Annotated in this window: 1 protein-coding gene (only partly in view); it reads right to left on the bottom strand. The window is 71.7% G+C overall.

Annotated elements, in window-relative coordinates; all coding sequences use genetic code 11:
* Positions 1 to 20,717 carry the 5' portion of a hypothetical protein gene (locus J2X63_RS11655; RefSeq protein ID WP_309977217.1) on the bottom strand. Its footprint begins 8,092 nt before the window's first position, so 20,717 of the gene's 28,809 nt are visible here — the first part of the coding sequence; the start codon lies at positions 20,715 to 20,717; its stop codon lies beyond the left edge, outside the window.

The raw sequence follows: 20,717 nt of genomic DNA, 5'->3' as shown, positions 1-20,717 counted from the left end.
GTGCGTCCGTCGACCGTGCTGCCGCCCGGGGTCACCGGCACGGCGTAGACGCCCGGGGTGTCGTTGTCGTAGACCAGCGCGTTCACCTGGCGCACGGCCGCCCCGTGGAAGCGCAGGTCGTCACTGATCACCGAGTGCTGGATCACCACGATGCGATCGCCCTCGGCACGCGGGTCGTCGACCGCCCACAGGTAGACGCGCTGCGGGGTCTTCCAGTTGTCGCCGACGGTGGTGAAGGTGAGCACGACCGCGCGGCCGTTCTCGTCGACCACGACGCCGTTCACGACCTTGTGACGCTGGAACTCGCTGAACTCGTCGCACTGGCTGTCGGCGGTGCCGATGCAGAGCCAGACCGTGTCGCCGATGCCGTCGGCGAGCGGGGCGGGGTTGAGGTCGGCGCCATTCGCCTCCTGCGACGGCGACCACGCCGCCGAGACGGTCACGTAGACGTTCGCGGTGGGCTTCACGGCGAGCTCGACGGTGTAGTAGTCGTAGCTCTTCACGACCTCGGAGCCCGCCGCACCCTCCCGCACGGCCGTGCCGCCGGTGTGCTCGCGGATGACGACGATCCCGCCCGCGCCGGTGGCCACGTTGTAGGGCACGCCGTCGGTCGGCAGCCCGTCGTAGCCGGGGTCGTTCGGCGCCGTGACGAGGTGGTCGACCGCGCCCGAGAGCCCCTCGAGCTCGCGCGTCACGATGTCGGCGGTGACGTCACCGGTCACGCTGATCAGGTCGGAGCCGAGCCCGCCGATGACCCGGTAGGCCACCCCGTAGGCCGTCGACTGCACGAAGAACTGGTCGTCGCCCTCGAGCCCGTCGACCTCGACGATCTCGACGGTGGTGTACTTCACGTTGAGCCCGCCGCCGTAGATGGCCGTGTCGGTGATGGCGAAGTCGTCGGCGAACTCGGTGCCGAGGATGACGAGCTTGTCGAAGCCGGTGCCGCCGTCGACGTTCACGGGGGCGTTGACGTTGTACTGCACCTCGTCCTCGCCGCCGCCGGCGCGGATGTCGAGGGGACGCGAGGTCGAGAAGCCGAGGCCGATCACGGGCACCGCGACGCCGTTCGCATCGAGCGGGATGACGTCGTCCTCCCACATCGTGTGGTCGAGGTCGATGTTCGAGCCCGCGAGGTGGGTGAACGTGAGGTGCGCATCGGCGTTGTTGCAGACGTTGTCGTTGTTGTTGTCGAAGCGGATGTACCCGCCCGCGAGCACGCACTTGCCGTCGTCGGCGCCGTCGGCGGCGTCGGTCGGGAAGACGCCGTTCGCCGGGCGGTAGTCGACGTCGGTGAGTCCGCAGCCGGCGATGTTGTCGGCGTTCGCGTCGCAGACCGCGGCGATCGCGAAGGCCCGCACGACGAACAGGTCGTTGTGGTCGTCGCCGTTGAGCTGGAGCTCGGCCTGGTTCGAGTAGACCGTGAACCGGTCGTTCCCGGTGCCGCCGGTGGCGAGGAGCGGGGCGTGGGTGCCCGGGCTCAGCCAGCCGCGCGTCGTCGGCACCAGCGACGGGAAGGTGTCGGCCGGCAGCAGTGCCCCGCCGTCGGGCGCCGACTGCCCGTCGCGCTGGGTGCCGAAGATCTGGCCGATCTGGAACGTGTCGTTGCCCGCGCCGCCGTCGAGCGTGATCGTCGCCGTCGTGTCGTCGACGTAGAACGCGTCGTTGCCGCCCTGCCCGAAGACCGAGATGCGGCCGTTGATCGCGGTGTCGTAGTTGATGCGCTGCACGAGCGGGCTCGGCTCGTTGCCGGCGATGCGGTCGCGGTAGCTGCCGATACCGCCGTCGGCCGCCCCGGAGCCGGCCAGGAGGGCGACGAAGGCCGGGTGGTTCGCGAGCTCGGTGGGAGTGAGGCATCCGCTCGGCACGCCCGCGCTCAGGGCGAACGGGCTCTCGTCGTCGATGCACTTCAGTGCCCGCAGCAGGAAGATGTCGTCGGTCGCGGCGTTCGTCGTGGTGCCCGGCAGGTACCCGTTGTACGCGGCCGCGAGGTTGTCGGCGCCGTAGATCGCGAGCTCGTCGACGCCCGCGTCGGGGGCGCCGGTGTCGAGCACGTTGATGACGTAGTTGCGGATGTTGCCGTGGCTGCCGTTCGTGTACACGGCGTAGGAGTCGCTCTCGCCCTGGCCGTCGAGGTTCAGGGTGTGGCCGGCTCCCGTGCCCGTCTGCAGGCCGGTGGGGCTCGTCACGACGTTCATCGACTGGAGGTACCAGACGGTGATGCGGTCCTCACCGTCGGCGGTGCCCGAGGCGAGCGTCGCGTTGCCGTGGATCGTCGCCTTCGAGCCGAAGAAGATGTACCCGGGGTCGCCCAACTGCTCCTTGTTGAGCGCCGCGTTCGTCGTCTGCGCGAGGTCGAGGCCGCTCGGGTCGCCGAGGTCGATGAGGTCGACGTCGCTGCCGCCCCAGACGTTCGTCTGGCGGCCGGCGACCGGGTTCGCGGCCGACGGTGCGCAGGTGCCCACGGGGTAGCCGGAGGCGCCGCCGAGCGTGACCACGCAGTCGGCGATGATGCGGCCGCGCAGGATCATCGTGGTGCCGTGCTCGGGGTCGGGCACGGCGAGCGTCCCGTTCGTGTCGAGGTTGCCGAAGTCGCCGCGGAGGTCGATCGAGAGGTCGGCGAGGATCTGCGAGTTCTGGTGCAGCGTGATGTCGTCGCCGACGCGCAGCTCCACGCTCCCCTGCTCGGCGAACACCGTGCCGTTCGGGATGTCGCGCAGGTGGTCGGGGCTGTTGCCCGGCGCCGTCGAGTTGTCCTCGGCGAAGTTCGCGCTGCCGTTGCGGATCAGGTAGAGGTCTTCGTCGAACTCGGCCGACTCGCGCACCGTGATCCGGATGTTCCCCGCGGTCGCGTGGGCGAAGAGCAGGCGCAGGTAGCCGTCGGTCTCGGTGAGGAAGATGCCGGCGGATGCTTCGAGCGCGACGTCGTCGGCGAGAGCGGCGAGACCCGCATCCGAGGTGCCGTTCGCGTTGTTCGCGCAGTTCACGTTGGTGCACGCGAACGGCGAGTCGACGAGGGAATCGATCTCGAGGTCGTTCGCCGCGGTGCCGATCGAACCGTCGTGGGCATCGAGGTCGATCGTCTGGCCGATGACATCGGCGGCCGCGTCGTTCTGGGCGTCGAGGATCGAGCCGGCGCGGCTGCGGAGCGACACGTTGCCGGTCGAGAGCGAGTCGTCGCCCTCGGTGTGCACGATGCCGACCTGCAGGTCCCCGGCCACCTGGTCGATGAAGATGCCGGCGGTCTTGTCGTCGTCGGCGGCGGTGTCGTACGCGTCGAGGTCGCCGAGCGGCCCGCCCACGGCGTTCACCTGGATCTCGAGGAAGTCGCCCGGCAGGCCGATGCCGCCGACGCCCGAGACGCTGCCCGGCTGGCCGAGGAGATTGTCGCCGGCGTACAGGGTGATGTTGCGCCCGGTCACGTCCACGCCGTTCGGGGTTCCGGCCGCGCAGTCGAGGTCGTAGACGTCGACGCAGGTGCGGTCGTCGTCGGTGTCGATGACCCCGGCGTCGAGCTCGGCGTCGAGGATCATCCGGGGCGAGCGCAGGGTGACGTCGGCGTCGATGACGGCCTGGCCGCACGCCGTGGCGACGGCGCCGGTGCACAGCCCGGTCGCGTGGATGTGGCCGACGCGGAGGTCGCCCTTGGCGCTCTGCTCGACGACCACGATCGAGCCGTTGGTGAGCACGTCGATCTTGCCCGAGCCGTTCGTGACGCCGTGCGTCGCACCCGTCTCGTCGTCGGTCCACGTGGCGTCGACGTCGGTGGAGGCCGTCACGGTCAGCTCGGTCGCGGTGGACGGGTGGAAGATCGCGATGTTGTGTCCGGCGCGGATGTCGCTGAAGGTGTAGCTGGACTTCCGCGGGCTGAGGTCGGTGCCGAACGCGACGAGCACGACCTGGCCGCCCACGATGACGGGGGCGTCGATGCCGCCCGAGCATCCGGCGCCGTCGGGCCGGAAGTAGCAGGTGGTCGGCACGCTCTCGAGCACCGGGCCGCCCGGCAGGTTGTCGGGGGTGAAGATCTGCACGTTCACGTCTGCCACGAGTGCCGGGGCGATGCCCTCGGCGCTGTCGCGGAGGATGACGACGGCGTCGTGGCCGGCCTTGATCGACGCGATGACCGGGGCGAGCGGTGCGGTGTTCGCGACGAGCGAGTCGCGGCGGACCACGGTCAGGTCGAGGAAGAGGTCGACTCCCGCCTCGGCGTCGAGGTGGATGAGCTTGAGCGTCGCGGGAACGCCGACCTCGCCGGTGTGGGTGATCTGGTAGAGCACCAGGGTGATCGGCTGGGCGACGGTGCCGATGGAGCCGAGCTCGGAATCGAGGGTGACGCGGTTCGCGAAGAAGATCTCTGCGCCGGCATCCGCACCCCGGAGGATGGAGCCGCGGTCATTGGTGATGCGCAGGGAGCCGATGGTGTTGACGATGTCGCCGTCGATGGTGAGGTCGAAGCCGGTGGTCGCGGTGGTGCGGAGGCTCTCGATGACCACGTCGGTGGCGGGGAAGATGTGCTCGACTTTCCAGAACCAGAGCGTGGCCGGGGGCGCGTGCGGCCCGTTGTCGACCGAGACGTTGATGGTCGCCTCGGGCGTCGTGGTCAGGTGCGAGTTGAGCGTGTTGATCGACTGGCTCGGCGTGCCCGCCGTGCCCTTGATGAAGATCGCCTTGTCGGAGGAGTTGCGGGTGAGCAGCGTGTTCCACGTCTCCTGCATGTAGAACATGCCCTGGGTGCCGTGGATGACGCCGTTGCACGAGCTCGTGCAGCTTCCCGGGTGGTTGGCCTCGAAGAGCGCCTCGGGCTGCTCGTCGTAGAGGATCGGGTCGATCCAGATCGTGCCGCCGCCGATGGTGTCGCCGATGCCGAGGGCAGGCCCGAACTCGCTCGCCCGCACAGTGACGTTGTCGGTCTTGGCGATGATGGTGCCGCTCGCATCGACGATGAGGATCGGGTTCGGCTCGCCGAGCAGGTAGACGGTGGACTCCCACAGGATGTCGCGTGCCGGCGCGTATGAGAGCGTCGCGTCGGCGCTGCCGAAGTCGAACAGGCCGCCCGAGCGGTGCGCGTGCACGTACAGCTTCGAGAAGTACTGGTAGGCGGCGACGTGGAGGCCCGAGGTGCGCAGCACCGACTCGTCGGCGCCCACGACCGCGGAGGTGGTGCTGACGCTCACGTCGGCGCGGGCGTCGGTGTCGCCGCCGCCGCAGCCGCAGTTCGCGTTCGCGTCGGCCTGCAGGTTGAGGTTCTCGTGCGCGGCGCGGATGAAGATGTCGGCGCCCTCGACCGACGAGCCCGTCAGGAGACTGACCGTCGCCGTGCTGTTGAGCTTCACGTACGCCCCGGCGTCGGAGTCGGCGCCGAGGGCGTACGCGTCGGCGTCCGACCGGGCGATGCCGCGCGCCTCGAGCAGCGCGCCCTGGATGTCGCCGTTCGCGGCGTTCACGGTGTACTGGCGGCCGACGGCGGCCGAGAGCTGGATGTCACCGCCGAGGATGCTGCCGGTGCCGCCGACGGTCGTCGAGACGGATGCCGCGTGGTCGTGGCCGATCTGCACGCCCTGGCCTGAGTCGTCGTTGGCGTCGGCGTTGGTGCCGAGGCCTCCCGAGCCGGACGAGGCGTGGGCGGTCGCGTCGAAGCCCGCTGCCGCGTCCACGAGCACGGTGCGGTTGGCGAACAGGTCGCCGGCGACGAGGGTACGGACGTCGAAGCCGAGCTCGAGGTCGATGTCGGTGTCGGCGCCCGAGATGAGCCCGCCCGTGCGGTTGACGCCCTCGCCGTTCGCGGTGATGAAGCCGACGGCGGTGATCTCGATGTCGCTCGAGGAGAAGATCGAGGCGCCGTCGGCGACCGTGACCGTCACGGTGTTCACGACGTCGGCGTTGGCGTTCGCGGCGCCGAACCCGACGAACCCGCCGCCCTTGGCCACCGAGCTCACTGCGGCGTTCGCGTACGAGGTGCCGTTGACCTTCACCGAGCCGCCACGGAGCGTTCCGCCCTGCACGTCGACGGTCACCGTGGGCCGCACGTCGACCTCGGAGAACACGTCCTTGAAATCGAACCCGCCACCGCCGATGCCGGTCGAGGTGGCGCTCGGCACGCCGTTCACGGAGCCGTTGAGGTCGGCGAGGAGCGCGCCCGGGCCGCCGACGCCGATGAGCACGTGCGGGGCGCCGACGAGGGCGCCGCCCGGCAGGTCGAGGTACAGCTGCTGGGTTCCGGTGCCGCCCGAGACGGTGGCGATGCCCTCGTCGACGAGGCGGTGCGTGCCGAGCTTGTCGACGAGTCCCGTCTGCACGGTGCCGGCGGCGTCGAGGAGCTGGAACTGCGTCCCGTTCAGCACGTCGATGAAGTACATGTTCCCTTCGACGAGTCCGATCGACTCGTGGCCGACGCGGCGCAGCCGGTGGTCGGCCTTCAGCCCGGCGACGGAGGTGTCGGGCACGAGGGCGATGATCTGGATGTTCGTGCTGCACGGAGTGTTGTTGTCGGCGTTGTTCGGTCCGCCGGGAGTCGGGTCGTAGGTGCCGATGCCCGCGTGGCACGCGGAGTCGGCGAGGCGGATCATGTGGTCGCCGGCCCCGAAGCCGCTGATGTTCTCGAGCACGATCCACACGTGCTGTCCGTTGAAGAGGCCGCCGATCGCCGGGCCGCCCGTGACCGTGTAGATCCACTCGGAGTCGTCGATCGCGCCGTGGCTCGGGGCGTAGATCGTGTTCCACGAGGCGGTGTGGCTGATCGCGCCCGAGCTCTGGTCGAGCTTGCCCGCGCCGTCGGTGTGGATGTCCACGAGGCTCGACTTGAAGTCGATGGTCGCGGGCGCGTGGTACACGACGGCGCGTCCGTCGAGGCCGGCGGTGCTGCCGACGGTGAAGATGCTGCCCCCGGTGACGTCGGGGTTCACGAGCGAGACGACGGTGCTGCCCGCCTGCGTGAGCGGCGTCGTCGAGAGTCGCAGGTCGAACTCGTCCACCGCGTAGACGTAGTAGGCGTTGCCGCACGTGAGGCCGCTGACCGGAAGGGTGCCGAGGGCGCCGCCGCCGTTGCAGTTGTAGACGACCTTGTCGCCCGTGCGCAGGTTGTGCCCGCCGGGGAAGTGGAGGGTGGCGGTGGCGACCGAGACGATGCCCGCCGCGTTGAACTGCACCCCGAGGCGCAGGGTGTTGTCGTCGACCTTGATGACGCCGTAGGTGCGGCCGTCGCCGAGGCCCGCGATCGCGTTCGGGTTCGGGATCGTGCCGGCTTCGACGTCGGGGTCGGTGGATGCCGGTGCGCTGTAGGTGATCGTGCTGCCGGTGTCGATGCCGTGCGGGAGGGCGAAACAGATGGTGTCGGCGCCGTTGCAGTTGATGGCGAGGATCGTGCCGTCGGAGAGCGTGGCGAGCGCAGCGCCGTGCCGCGCCGTGAGCGAGAGGAGCCCGCCTGCCTGTGCGAAGCCGCCGGTGACGGTGGACGAGACGACCGGCTTGTCGACCGACTTGGCAGTGAAGCCGGCGGTGATCGAGATGAGGCCGCCCGTGGTCGCGTTGGCGAAGGAGTCGGCGTCGGTGAGCGACTGTGCGAGCACGGTGAGCGTCTGCGTCGCGGTCACCTCACCGCCGCCGAGCCTCGCCGAGACGGTCGGTGCGGTGTTCGCCTCGGCCGTCGAGGCATTCACCGCGAGGATGCCGGCCGAGAAGCTGTCGACGCTCGCGTTGGTGGCATCGTCGCCGATGGCCTTGACCTCGATGACGAGGGCGCCGGCGTCGCCGACCTTGCCCGCCGCGGCATCGATGTGGGTCGTGCCCACGTCGCCGTCGAGCTCGGCCTTCGTGACGGCCTGGTCGATCGCCGTGGGCGAGACGGTGCTGATGCTCACGCCGCCGGCCGCGATGCCGCCCGAGACGGCGGTGGCGCGGTTCACCGAGTGTGCGAAGAGCGTGAGCTTCTGGGTGATGCCCGACATCTCGGCCGGGTCGCCGACGACCGCCGCGGTGACGGTGGCGTTGGTGATCTTCGCGGTGGCTTCTCCGCCGTTCACTCCCGCGAGCCCGGCCGCCACCGCGTTGAGCTTGGCGTACACGGTGTTCGTGCCACTGGCCTCGACGGTGAAGTTGCGTGCCGCGATGACGGTGCCGTCCCAGCGGGCGGTGGTCGGTGCGGCGATCGTGGCGATCGGCGCGCCGACCGCGATGCCGGCGAAGGCGCCGATCGTCATGACGTTCGAGACCGCGGTCGCCGAGTTCACCGAGGTGGCGAGGAACGAGACATCCGCGCCGGATGCCGCCATGGAGCCGGCTCCCGTCGCCGACACGGCCGAGGTGACCTCGGCGTGGGCGATGCCGACCGCGAGGCTCGCGAGCGCCACGGCCGCCGTGAGCACCCGTGCCTCGGCGGTGCCGTGCGCGTCGGCCGACACCTCGACGAGGCCCGCGCCCGTGATGGCGCCGTTCATGCTGGCGCGCACCTCGTTGTCGACGTCGGCGAGGGCGATCATGGCCTTGAGGTCGATGAGCCCGCCCGAGACCGCGTCGACGATGCTCTTGGCGAGGTTGCCGTCGCCGTGGGTCTTCGCGGTCACGCGGATGGTGCCGGTCGAGGAGAGCGTGCCGCTCGAGACGAGTGCCCGGATCCACGCGTCGCCGGTGATCTCGGTGCTGGCCCACGCGCCGCTGATGCCGATGAGGGCGATGGCGCCCATGAACGTGTCGGCGGTGGCGCGGTTCTCGGCGTCGGCCTCGACGGTGAGGCCCGAGGCGCCGAGCACGTTGCCGGCGATCTCGGCGAGGGTGTGGCCCGAGAGCACCGCGAACACGACCTGGATCTGCACGCTGACGCCGCCACCGCCGCCGCCCGGCGCGACGACGGCCGCCTCGTTGTCGGCGGTGGCGCGCACGGTGACCGCGCCGGTCGTCGTGGTGGCCCCGCGGAGCACGGCCTCGAGGTTCCGCGACGAGTTCGCCCGGGCGACGGTCGCGCCGAGCGCGAATGCCCCGATCGTGACGTTGAGGGTCTTCACCGTGACGTGACGATCGCCGTCGGCGGTGATCGAGACGCCACCGCTGCCGATGGTGCCGACGGGGGCCGCCGAGGCGGCCGCGATGCCCGAGAGGTCGACGAAGGTGATGACGCCGCCGATGCCGATCGCGCCGCCCGCGAGCGAGATGGCGAGGGCGTCGATCGTGACGTTGTCGGTGACCTTCGCGATGTAGCGGCCGACGGTGCCGGCGCCGCCCACGGCGACCGTTCCGGTGAGGGTCTCCGCCCGGTTGTCGCCGGCCACGCTCACGTAGGCGATCGCGAAGCCGACCGCTCCGGCGCCGACTGCCACGCCGATCGAGTAGACGTTGAGCGTGCGGTTCGCGCTCGACTCCACGAGGATGCCGAGTCCGGCCCGTCGCAGCTCCGCTCCGCCCTCGATGTGCGCCCGCTGGGTGCCCGTGTCCTTGATCACGGCGACCTGGCCGCCGATGCCGACGAAGCCGCCGCCGGCCGCGAGGCCGAAGGCCAGCGAGTCCTCGACCATGATCGCGCGAACGCTGATCTCGTCGGACCCGCCGCCGCCGGCCGTGATGACCGCCGTCGAGCCGATCGAGGCATCCGTGCGGCTCCTGATGTTGAGCACGAGCACCGAGCCGCCGCCGCCGACGAAGCCGCCGCCGATGGCGCCCGCGATGCCGAGCACCTGCAGGTCGTCGATCGCCCAGACGCGCACCGAGTGGCCCGCCGTCACGAGTCCGTCGATGCTCGCCGTGGTGCCGTCGCTCGGCGGGGTGCCGAGGGCGCTCGCGGTGAGGCCGTTCGTCGGTGCTGCCCCGGCGATGCCCGAGGAGGCGCCGGCCATGGCGGCCGAGACGCGGTCGTTCGTCTTCTCCTCGCCGTCGACCATGACCCACTCGCTGGGCGTGGCCTCGGGGTTCGCGCCGACGGTCGTGGCGTGCACCTTCGCGCGGTACTTGTGGCCGTTGAAGGTCACGTACGAGTTCGCGTCGTCCATGTCGTAGGAGGTCGCGGCGTTCCACGCGGCGTACGTGCGGGTGCTGGTGGTGCCGCCGAGGGCGTCCTTGTAGCCGCCGTCGCCCTTCGCGATGTCGTCGGCCTCGTCGGTGTTGTCCTTGGCGGTGGGCGCGGCATCCGTCTCGCCCTGCCACTGGCCGTCGGTGCCCGGCGTGCTCGTCGCGTGCTCCTGCGTCGCCGCCCAGCGCTTGCCGCCGTAGGTGACCACGTCGCCCTTGCGGTAGAAGAGGTTCACGTCGCCCGCGGTGGCGGCCGAGAACTCGCCGCGGAACGGTCCGCCATCGGCCTCGTGGTAGGTGCCCGACTGCTGCGTGCCGATGGCCCAGATCGAGAGCGAGATCGCGAGACCCACCGCGCCGCCGGCGATGCTCACGGCGATCGAGCTCACGTCCTTGATCGAGAGGGCGAAGACCTCGACGTCGTCGTTGGCCTTCACGGTCGCGCCCGAGCCGATCGAGGCCTGCACGCTCGTGTCGGCGATGCCGATGTCGATGCCGCCGGCGACGCCGACGAAGCCGCCGGCCGCGCCGCCCGCGATGGTGAGCGACTTGAAGCGGTCGACCGCCGAGACGTTGACGCTCTGCGATGCGGATGCCCCGGCCGAGAGGTTCACCAGCGAGCCGCCGCCGATGAACGCCTTCACGATCACGTGGAGGAGGGTGACCGCGATGCCGCCGGCGACGCCGACGAAGCCGCCGCCGATCGCGGGCACGAGGCCGAAGATGTCCTCGGAGGAGTAGGCCTGCACGGCGACGCCGTGGAACGGTGCGCCCGCACCGTAACGGCCGAAGCCGTTGCCGACGATCGTGCCGCTGTAGACGTCGGGCAGCCCGGTGCCGGTGGCGAGGGCGTCGACGACGGAGCCGGCACCGAGGAACGCCTGGGTGTTCTTGTCGAGGAGGGCGATGCCCACCGCTGCGCCGACGCCGACGAGGCCGCCCGCGAGTGCGGCGGTGATCAGGATCGCCTTGCTGTCGTCGCCCGCCAGCACGAGCACGTTGTTGCCGGCCTTCAGCGTGGCGCCGCCGGTGGTGCAGGCGACCCCGTCGCCGGCCGGGTCACCGGTGCACGCGAAGGTGCGGGTGTTGAGGATCGACACGGCGAGCGTCGCGGCGACGCCCACGGTGCCGCCGCCCGCGCCGACCACGACCGAGACGACGGCGTCCGTGGCGGTGGCGATGATCGCGATGTCGTTCCGGGCCCGCACGATCGCGCCGTTGCCGACGTGCGCGCGGGTGTTGAGGTTGACGACCCGCACGCCGATGGGGATCGCGACGCCCGCGGTGCCGGCGATCGAGAGAGCCCCGGCGATGCCGAGGTGGTAGAACTGGCTGGCCGTGGCGACCCGCACCGACTGGGCGGCGTTGGAGCCGACGGCGACGTCGGTGCAGCCGGCGTTGCAGTTGATCTTGGCGTTCGCGCCGATCCAGGCGTAGGTGTGGATGTCGTCGACGTTCACGGCGCCGGCCAGGTTCACGGCGGCGGTGCCGGCGACGCCGGCCGAGATGCCGACCACGGCGATGTCGTCGCTGCTGTTCGCGGTGACCGCGACCCCGCGGAACGTGTCGGTGCCGGCGGTGATGAGCCGGGGGCCGTAGGCGGCCGCGTCGCCGCCGGGGGTGACGCCGCTCTTGACGATGCTGTGGCTGCGGCCCGACGTGGAGGTGACGTTCAGGCCGGTGAGGATCACGCCGCCCTTGTCCTCGGGCTTGTTGCGCAGCTTCAGCTGGTTCGGGCCGAGGCCGGTGGTCTCGGCATAATAGGTGGCGCCGTCGATGAGTCCGCCGATCGGCACGCCGCCGCCGGAGCTGTAGACGATGGTGTCGCCGTCGGCGAAGCCGTGGTCGTAGGGCAGGGTGATCAGGCTGCCGCCGGTGACCGCGCCGCCCTTCAGCGGGTTGAACCGCAGCGACTCGTCCTGGCGCACGCCGGCCTGGTCGGTCGGGATGAGCCGGTGGCTCTCGCCCGTGCCGCCCGACACGTTGATCGCGGCATCCGACAGGTCCTGCACCTTGTGGAGCTTGACCCGGAACGCGTCGATGACCTCGACGTAGTAGACCTGCTGCGGGGTGACCTCGTCGCCGGGGGTGTCGCTCAGGCCGGCGATGTTCGCGCCGTAGCCCGAGTCGTAGATGACCTCGTCGCCGTTCTGGAAGCCGTGGGCGAAGCCGAGGTTGATGACGTCGCCGCCCTCGAGGGCGATGGAGGCGTCGAAGCGGGTGTCCTGCGTGGTCACCGTGTAGCCGCCGGTCGCGACGGTGAGCGGGGTGCCGTTGCCGAGCCCCACCACGACCGAGAACGCGCCGAGGTAGGCCCGGGTGTGCTTCGTGACGACGGGAACACCGACCGCCGCACCGACCGCCGCCGTGCCGCCGCCCGAGATGTTGCCGGCGATGACGTTGAGGCGCAGGCGGTCGTCGGCCGACACGCGCACGCTGCCCGACACCTGCAGGTCGGCGCGGTCCGCGGCCGAGGTGCCGTCCTGCACGTAGGCCGTGGTGTCGACCGTGATGACCGAGACGCCGGCGTTCACGTTGACCGCGGCGGTGCCGCCGAAGCCGCCACCGACCGAGAGCGAGTCGATGCCCTCGGTGGAGCGCGCGTCGACCGTGAGGTTGCCGCTCGCCCGCACGACCGAGCCCCTGCCGATCCACGCCTCGGTGGTCTTGTGGAGGACCTCCACGTCGACGCCCGCGCCGACGCCGGCGGTGCCGCCGTAGGTGAGCTGGCCCGCGAGCGAGAGGGTCGTCGTGTCGTCGGTCGCGAGCACCGCGACGTTCGTCGTCGGCTGGCTGGCGCTGCCGAGCAGGCTCGCCCTCGTGACATCCGTCGTCGTGTTCACGACGACCGAGCCCGCGACCCCCGCGGTGCCGCCGCCCGAGCCGCCCACCGCGATGAGGAGGAGGTCGCTCGACTGCGTCGCCGCGATGGTGAGGCCGGCGCCACCCGCCTGGATGTCCGCGCCCGCGGCGACCTGCGCCTCGACGACGGACCCGCGAACGACGACGACTGCGGATGCCCCCACGCCCGCCGAGCCGCCGCCGATCGCGAGGTTTCCAGCGGCCACGTCGGCGTCGGCGTCGCGGCTGGCAGTGATGGTGACCGCGCCGAGTGCGTGCACGTCGGTCGCGGCGCCGATGTGCGCGCGCACCTTCGGGCTCGATCCGCCCTGGTTGACGACGAAGACGATGACCGCGCCGGTGACGGCGACGGAGTTCAGGCTGACGCCGCCCGCGATCGCCAGCAGGAACCAGTCCTCGGTCGCGCCGGCGTCGACGGTGACGGAGCCGCCGGTGCGCACGTCGGCCGAGTCTCCGATGAAGGCCAGCACGTTGGAGTTCGCGACGACGACGATCACGGTGATGCCGACGCTCGCGGAGCTCTGGCTGAGCGAGAGCGTGCCGCCGACGTCGTCGACGGTGAGGCTGTCCTCGGCCCGTACGGTGACGGTCTGGCCCGCGCCCCCGACGACGCCGGCCTGGTTGACCTGGGCGCCGGTGCCGATCCACGCCTGCGTGTCGAAGTCGAAGATCTCGATGATGAAGGCGCCCGAGACCGCCGCGCCGCCCGAGCTGGCGCCGCCGGCGATCGCGACCGAGGTGAGCTTCAGCCAGTCGATCTTGCCGTCGAGCGGCGCCGGCACCTCGGGCACGAGCGAGAGCAGCGTCGAGGTGGCGGTGACGGCGATCGCGCCCGAGGCGTCGGCCGTCGTGACGTTGCCGGCTCCGGTCGCCGAGTCGATCGCGGCCTTCGTCGTGACCTCGAGGTAGTTGACCGAGAAGGCCGCGCCGATCGCGGCGTCGTTGCCGGTCGAGAGCGCCCCGGCGATGGCGAGGTTCTGCAGGCCCATAAGCTGGGCCGCGCCCACCGTGATGCCGCCGGCCGGCGCGTCGAGGTCGGCGCCCTGGCCGACGAGCGCCTCGGTGGTGAGCAGGAGGATCTGGACGGCGGCGCTGCCCGCGAACGAGGTCGACTTGCCGCCGCCGGCTGCGAAGCCCCACACCACGAAGTCGTTGCGTTGCGGCACCCCGCCGACGCTCGGGGTCGTGGCCTCGACCGTGATGCCCGAGTGGCCGCTGACCCCCGCGTCGGCGCCGACCGCGGCGCGGTTCGTGAGGTCCTGCACGTTGAGGCCGATCGCCGCACCCACGCGGGTGCCGTTCGACGAGAGGTCGATGGCCGAGCCCATCGCGAGGGCCTTCGCGTTGGCCCAGAGCGTCGAGCGCACCACGACGGCCCCGGTCGTCGCGGTCACGTCGACGTTCGCGGCGATGCGCGCAGTGCTCGTGGCGACGACCCAGTTCACGGCCACGGCCGCGGCGACGGCGGTCGTGCCGCTGCCGGTGCCCGACTGGCTCGACGACTGGCTGCTCGCGCCCGTGGCGCCGTTCGAGCCGTTCGTGCCGCCGTTCGACGACGGCATCGCGGCGGTGCTCGACGAGGTGCCCTGCGTGTTGGGGTTCGAGCCGTTGACCTGCTCGTTCGACTTCTGGTCGCCGTTGGAGTCGGACTCGTCGGCGCCCTTCGCGCTCGCGACGGCCTTGGCCTCCGACCGGATCTCCGAGATCGCCAGCGCGTTCACGGCGCTGCCGGTGGTGTTCCGTGCGACCTCGGCGAGCGTGGCCCAGTCGACGACGGCGTTGATCGAGAGGTCGGCGCCGACCGCGGTGCTCTTGCCCGCGGCATCCGCGTTGCCCTCGGTGACGATGTGCGTGAGGTGCGTCGCCCGCACCGTGACGACGCCGGTGCCGACGTAGGCGGTGCCCGAGGTGCCGAGCCGTGCGGTGACCCGGTCGCCGACGCTCACGACGAGCGCGACCACCGGGGTGACCGCGGTGCCGCCCTCGGTGCCGCCCTCGGCCGTCGTGATCATCTCGCGGAAGCCGAGCGCGTCGATCGTCAGTGCGGAGCCGCCGGTCAGGGTCGAGCCGTTCTGGGCCTCGGCGCGCACGTCGCTGCCGTCGATGACCTGCAGGGCGACGGATGCCCCGACGCCGGTCGCCGAGCCGACCTCCGCCTTGCCCGAGGCCGATGCCGCATCGCGCTCGTTGCTCTGCGCCGAGATGGCGACCGCGCCGCTCGTGAGCGTGGCGGAGGCTCCCGGCTGGAGGAGCGCCTCGGTCGTGTTGTCGAGGATGTTGATGGCGAGGGCTCCGGCGACGCCGACGCTCGTCGACTTGCTCGCGCCGGCCCGTGCGGTCGCGGTGACCTCGTGCTCCCACAGCCGGAACAGCTGGTCGGTGCTCGGGCTCCCCGGGAAGTGGTCGCCGTCGGTGACGGTGACGCCGGCCTGCAGGATCCACTCGTGCGATCCGTTCCGCTTGTAGAAGCCGGGCGCCTTGGAGCCGTCCTGCTCGGTCAGGCGGAACCAGTCGCCCTCTGCGGTCTCGTCCTTCGGCAGCTCCGACTTCTCGTTGACGACGTCGGCGGTGATCCACACCCACGTGGTGCCGTTGTACTTCCACACGCTCTGGGCGGGCTTGCCGTCGCGGGCGGTGGTGAGGAGGAAGTAGTCGCCGCTCGCGGGCGAGCCGGGCAGTGCGGCACCGCTCGCGATGGTGGTGTCGGTGTCGATGGCCCAGTTCGAGCCGTCGAACTTGTAGATGCCGTCGTTCCCGCCGGTGCCGCCGTTGGTCCTCACGTACGCGAGGTCGTCCTTCGACGGGCCGGGCAGCTCCTTGCCCTCGTCGACGATCTTCCACTCGGTGCCGGTCCAGCGGCGGATGACGTCGTTCGCGTCGCCGCCCGCGAGCCCCGCCGTGAGCACGAGTCCCGTGCCCGTGATGGTCGCGGTGCCGGTGACGGCCCGGTTGACGATGCCCACGGAGTTGACGGCGACGCCGGCGCCGATGCCGACCGAGCCGTCGGTGGCCGAGTCGCCCTTGGCGTTCGCCGAGACATCCGTGTTCGCGAGCGACTTCAGCGTGACCACGCCACCCGACGCGATCACCACGCCGTTGCCGAACCAGGCGCGCGAGGTGGTGACGACCACGTTGATCGCGATGGCGCCGGCGATCGAGAGCGAGTTGCCGCCGTCCTCGTTCGACGCGGCCTTCGGCGTCGACGACGACTGAGTCTGCCCGCCGTTCGTGTTGCGCGACTGGTTCGCGTTGCCCAGGTTCGCGTCGGCCTTCTGGTTGACGTCCTTGCCGCCGCCGTCCTTGCCCTCCGACGGCGAGGCGCCCTTCGCGGATGCCTCGGCAAGCGTCGTGGCCTCGACGGCCTGCGTGGCGCCGAACGTGACGGCACCGGTGGCGGTGATGCTGCGAGCACTGCCCGAGTCGACGACGACGCTGTCGAGGACGGCGAGTGCGAGCGAGACACCGATGCCGGCGGTGGACCCCGCCTGGGTGTCGCCCTTGGCGGTGGTGCCGGCCTTCACACCCTGGGTGGCCTGGGCGGTGACGCTCGAGGCCGTGAGTGCGGTGGTGCTGCCGCCCAGCGATGCGCTGGTGCGGATGGTGGCCAGCGTGATCGCGATGGCCGGGACGACGGTGACCGATCCGGATGCTCCGCCGGCTTCCGCTTCCGTGGTGAGGGTCAGGTCCTCGGTCGCGGTGATGGTGAGGGCGCCGGCGCCGGTGAGCGGCGGGCCGCGGGTGGGATCGAGCACCTGGTCGATGCCCGCGTACACCCGGTGGGTGACGAGGTTGAGCGCGAACGCGGCGCCGATGCCGACGGTGCCGGTGCCCGACTGGGTCGCCTTGCCCGACGCCTTGTCGACGGTCTTCGACTGGGCGATGAGCGTGACGGCCCCGCCGCCGGTGACGACCACGCCGGGCGTGGGGCTCGGCGCCGATCCCGGGGCTTGGCTGCCGTGGATGACGCCCAGCGTGGTGGCGTCGACCAGGTTGAGCGCGAATGCGCCGGCGATCCCCAGCGTGCCCGACCCGTCGGTCGCGCCGGCCTTGGCGATCGCCTGGAAGGTGTGGGTCGTGTCGGATGCCACCGGCTTCACGGTCGCGCTGAGCGTGAGGCCGTTCGCGGTGAGCGCCGCGCCGACCCCGGTGCTCGCCTCGTTGCGGAGGGTGACGCGGTTCACGGCGAGGCCGGCGCCGACGCCGACCGAGGTGGCGCCGGTGGACGAGCCGTCGGCCGTGGCCGAGGCATCCGTGTTGTTGCGAGTCGTGAACGACGCCGGGCCGGTGGCCACGAGCACGACGCCGTCGCCGAGGCGGGCGGTCGTGGTCGAGTCGACGAGGTTGAAGGCGATGGCCGCGGCGACGGTGACGGCCGTGCCGTCCTCGTTCTTCGCGGCCGGGGTGCTCGACGCGCCACCGCCCGAGGAGCGGCTCGACGCGTTGCCGAGCTTGGCGTCGGACTTCTGGTTCGCGTTCTTCCCGGTGGAGTCGCTGTTCTCGTCGGGTGCGGCCGCGGCGCTGGCCGTCGCACTCGTAGCGGTGGTCGAGACGCCGTCCGCGGCCATGCTCACCGCGCCGCCCGACGTGAGGTTGCGGAGGATCGACGAGTCGGCCTCGTGGTCGGCCGAGGTGAGCGCGAACGAGATCGTGGCGGCGAGGCTCGACCCGCTGCCCGCGGTCGTCGCACCCGTGGCGGTCGTGGTGGCCTTCGCCGTCTGGTCGGCCTTCGCGGTGACGGCGCCCGACGTGGTCAGCGCGGGGCCGGCGAGGATCGAGGCGACGGTGCGCACGTTCGAGATGGCGATGCTCGCGACGCCCGTGAGCGAGGCCGTCGAACCGCCGCCCGCGCCCCCCTGGGTCTCGGTGGTGGTGTCGTCGAGGCCGGTCGCGAGGATGTTCAGCGCCTTCACGCCGGTGATGGCGGATGCCGCGGCGAGCCCGGCCCGCACGCCCACGTTGATGATGCTGATGGCCACTGAGGCGCCGACGCCGACGGAGCCGCCGTCCTGCTTCGAGGTGGCCTTCGCGGCGTTCTTGTGCGAGCCCCGGGCGGTGAGCGCGAGGTTCGCGTTGTTCACGGAGTTGCCGGCGCCGCGCACCTCTGCGACGGTGTCGCCGGTCACGGAGTTGAACGCGAGCGAGCCGGCGATGCCGACGCTGCCGCTGTTCTTGCGGCCTGAGATCGACGTGGCGGCGAAGCTCGAGTCGCCGGTGGCCGGCCCCCGCGCCTCGACGGCGACGCTCGCAGCCTGGAGGGCCGCGCCCGCGCCGATGAACGCGGCGGTGGCGACGTCGATGACGTTGATGGCAACGCCGATGGCGAGGCCGAAGCCGTTGCTGCCCTGGGTGGTGCCGTCGGCGGTGCCGGCGTCGGCGGTCGTGGCGACGGTGTTCTTCGCGGTCGCCTTCACGCTCTGCGCGCCGGTCGTCGTCACCTTGGCGCCGGTGATGTGGGCCTTCGTGTCGGTGTTCAGCACGGCGACCGAGAGGGCGCCCGCGATGTCGATGCTGCCGTCCGAGGTGGAGGACTGCCCGTTGCCGCGGCCGGGCGAGTTCGCCGACTGGTTGTTCTGGGTCGCGCCGCCCTTGCCGGCCTTCGAGGTGGCCGTGACGGATGCCTCCTGCTCGGCGAGGATCGCGAGCGAGGCGGCCGTGGTCGGGGTGGCGCTCGTCGAGGTGATGCCGGCCTCGGTCGTCTGGTCGAGGTGCACGATGGCGACGCCGGCTCCGGCGGTGGCCTCCTTGGCGTCGCCGACGCCGGTGAGGGTCGCGTGGTTCGACGCGGTGATCCCGAGGCCGCCGGTGACGGCGAGGCGCGCGGTCCCGGTGACGAGGCTCTTCGACGTGGCGGTGACGCTGACGACCGCGACGGCGGCGTCAAAGCTCGCCGAGCTGCCGTCGGCGCCGGCACTGCCCTCGTCCTTGCTCGCGTCGGCCTGCGGGGTGGCCCCCGCGTCGACCGTCGAGGTCGCGGTCAGTGCGACGTCGCCGCCCGCGGTCACGACCGAGGCGCCGCCGACCGTGACGGTCGCGTCGGAGAAGACGATGGCGGCGTCGCCGTACTGCTTGTTCAGCGTGAAGGGGCCGACGATCGAGTCGGCGGTCATGGTCACGTCGCCGGTCGCGGTGATCGTCGCCGCGCCGCGCAGTTCGATGGTCGCGCTCGAGTTCACGATCGCCGCGTAGGCGGTGGCGGCCGTGGCATCCGGGATCACGGTCGCGTCGGCGTCGAGCACGACGTCGTGGCCGGTGATGGATCCGCCGTCGATCACGATCGACACGTCGGCGTCGTGGTCGAGGCATCCGATGATCGAGAAGTCGTCGAAGTCGGTGCAGTCGGCCGCGTTCAGTCCCTCGGTGGTCGTCTCGGCCGCCGTCAACGTGACGTCGCCCGTCGTCGAGATCGCGCCGGTGAGGGTGATCTGCTCGACGTTGATGACGAGGTTCGCGCCGGCGAGGGCGATGGTGCCGAGGATGGTGATGGTGTCGTGCCCGTCGCCGCCGTTGATCGTGAGCGAGACGGTGGGGCCGGTGAAGTCGGTCTGCTCGAACGAGCCGTTGGTGCTGCGCAGTCGCAGCCCGCCGACGATCGACTCGAGCACGGCCTGGTCGTCGTTGCCGCTCAGCGTGAAGACGACGTCGGTCGCCGTGCCCACGTTCGTGATGGGCTCGATGTGCGAGTAGACGACCGTCGTCGCGCCGAGGTGCAGGATGCCCGACGATCCGTCGGCCGGCAGCGAGAGCAGCGATCCGGCGCCGACCGTGACGAGCGTGTCGAAGCCGTCGGCCCCGTCGAACACGACCGTGATGGCCGCGTCGGCCGCGCGGCGGTCGAGGGTGAGCACGTCGTCGCCGGCGGAGCCGATGATGCGGATCTCGGTGATGCCGGCGAGCGAGCGGGTCTCGTCGCCGAAGGTCACGGTGCCGTCGGCGTTGAACACGAGGGTGTCGGCGGTGCCGTCCATCGTGAGCTGCCAGACGGCCGGCATCGGGGGGCCGGATGCCTCGGGCGCGGCGCCTCCGGCGGTGCCGGTCGCTCCGGGGCCGGCCGAGCCGGCGGGCTGGGCGGGCTGGTCGTTGTGCAGCGCCTCGGCGGTCGTGGACGGCGCGGACGCGGCATCCGTCGAGGCGGCGTCGCCCGACGTGGTGGCACTGCCGGTCGCAGCCGCCGGCTCGGCGGCCGGGTCACCCGGGGCGGGCGCCGGGGCGGCATCGGGAGCGGGAGCCGGGGCGGCCTCGGGCGCCGGGGCGGGCTCAGGTGCCGGCGCGGGCTCGGGCTCGGGCTCGGGCGCCGGGGCCGGGTACATCCGGTCGTCGCTGTTCCAGCGCTGCTCGCCGGGCGAGAGCACGCGGCTCATCAGGTCGCCGCCGCCCTCGAGGTCGCCGAAGCCGGCGATGTGGCCGTACTCGTGGGCGAGCACGGTCGCCAGGTCCATCGCGCCGCCGTACGCCGACCAGCCCCAGCCGGCCGCGTCGGGGTCGACCGCGATGCTGTCGCCGTAGGTCACGGCGAGCGTGGCACCGGGCAGGTCCTCGAGGTACAGCCCCGCCCAGCTGACGTCCCAGCCGGGCCACTGCGCGGCGGCGGATCCGGCGGTGGCCCAGAGGTCGCCGTCGGAGATGACGCCGGTTCCCGGGGCCGGGCCCACGTCGGGGGCGTCCTGGTGCTCGCCGCGCTGGAGCAGCTCGAACAGCTGCTCGGACGTGAGCGTCACGGGCACCGAGCGTTCGTGGGCGGCGCTCGTCGGAGATGCGAGCGCCGCGGCCGGGCTCGTGCCCGGCATGCTCATCACGAACGCCGTGAGGAACGCGACGACGGCGGCGACAGCCGTCCGTGTCGTGCGTCCCAGCGCGTTCGATGCCAT

Origin of the sequence: Agromyces sp. 3263 (genome assembly GCF_031456545.1) — a bacterium.
In the GTDB taxonomy this organism is placed as follows: Bacteria; Actinomycetota; Actinomycetes; order Actinomycetales; family Microbacteriaceae; genus Agromyces.
This window is presented reverse-complemented; position numbering and strand designations above follow the sequence as displayed.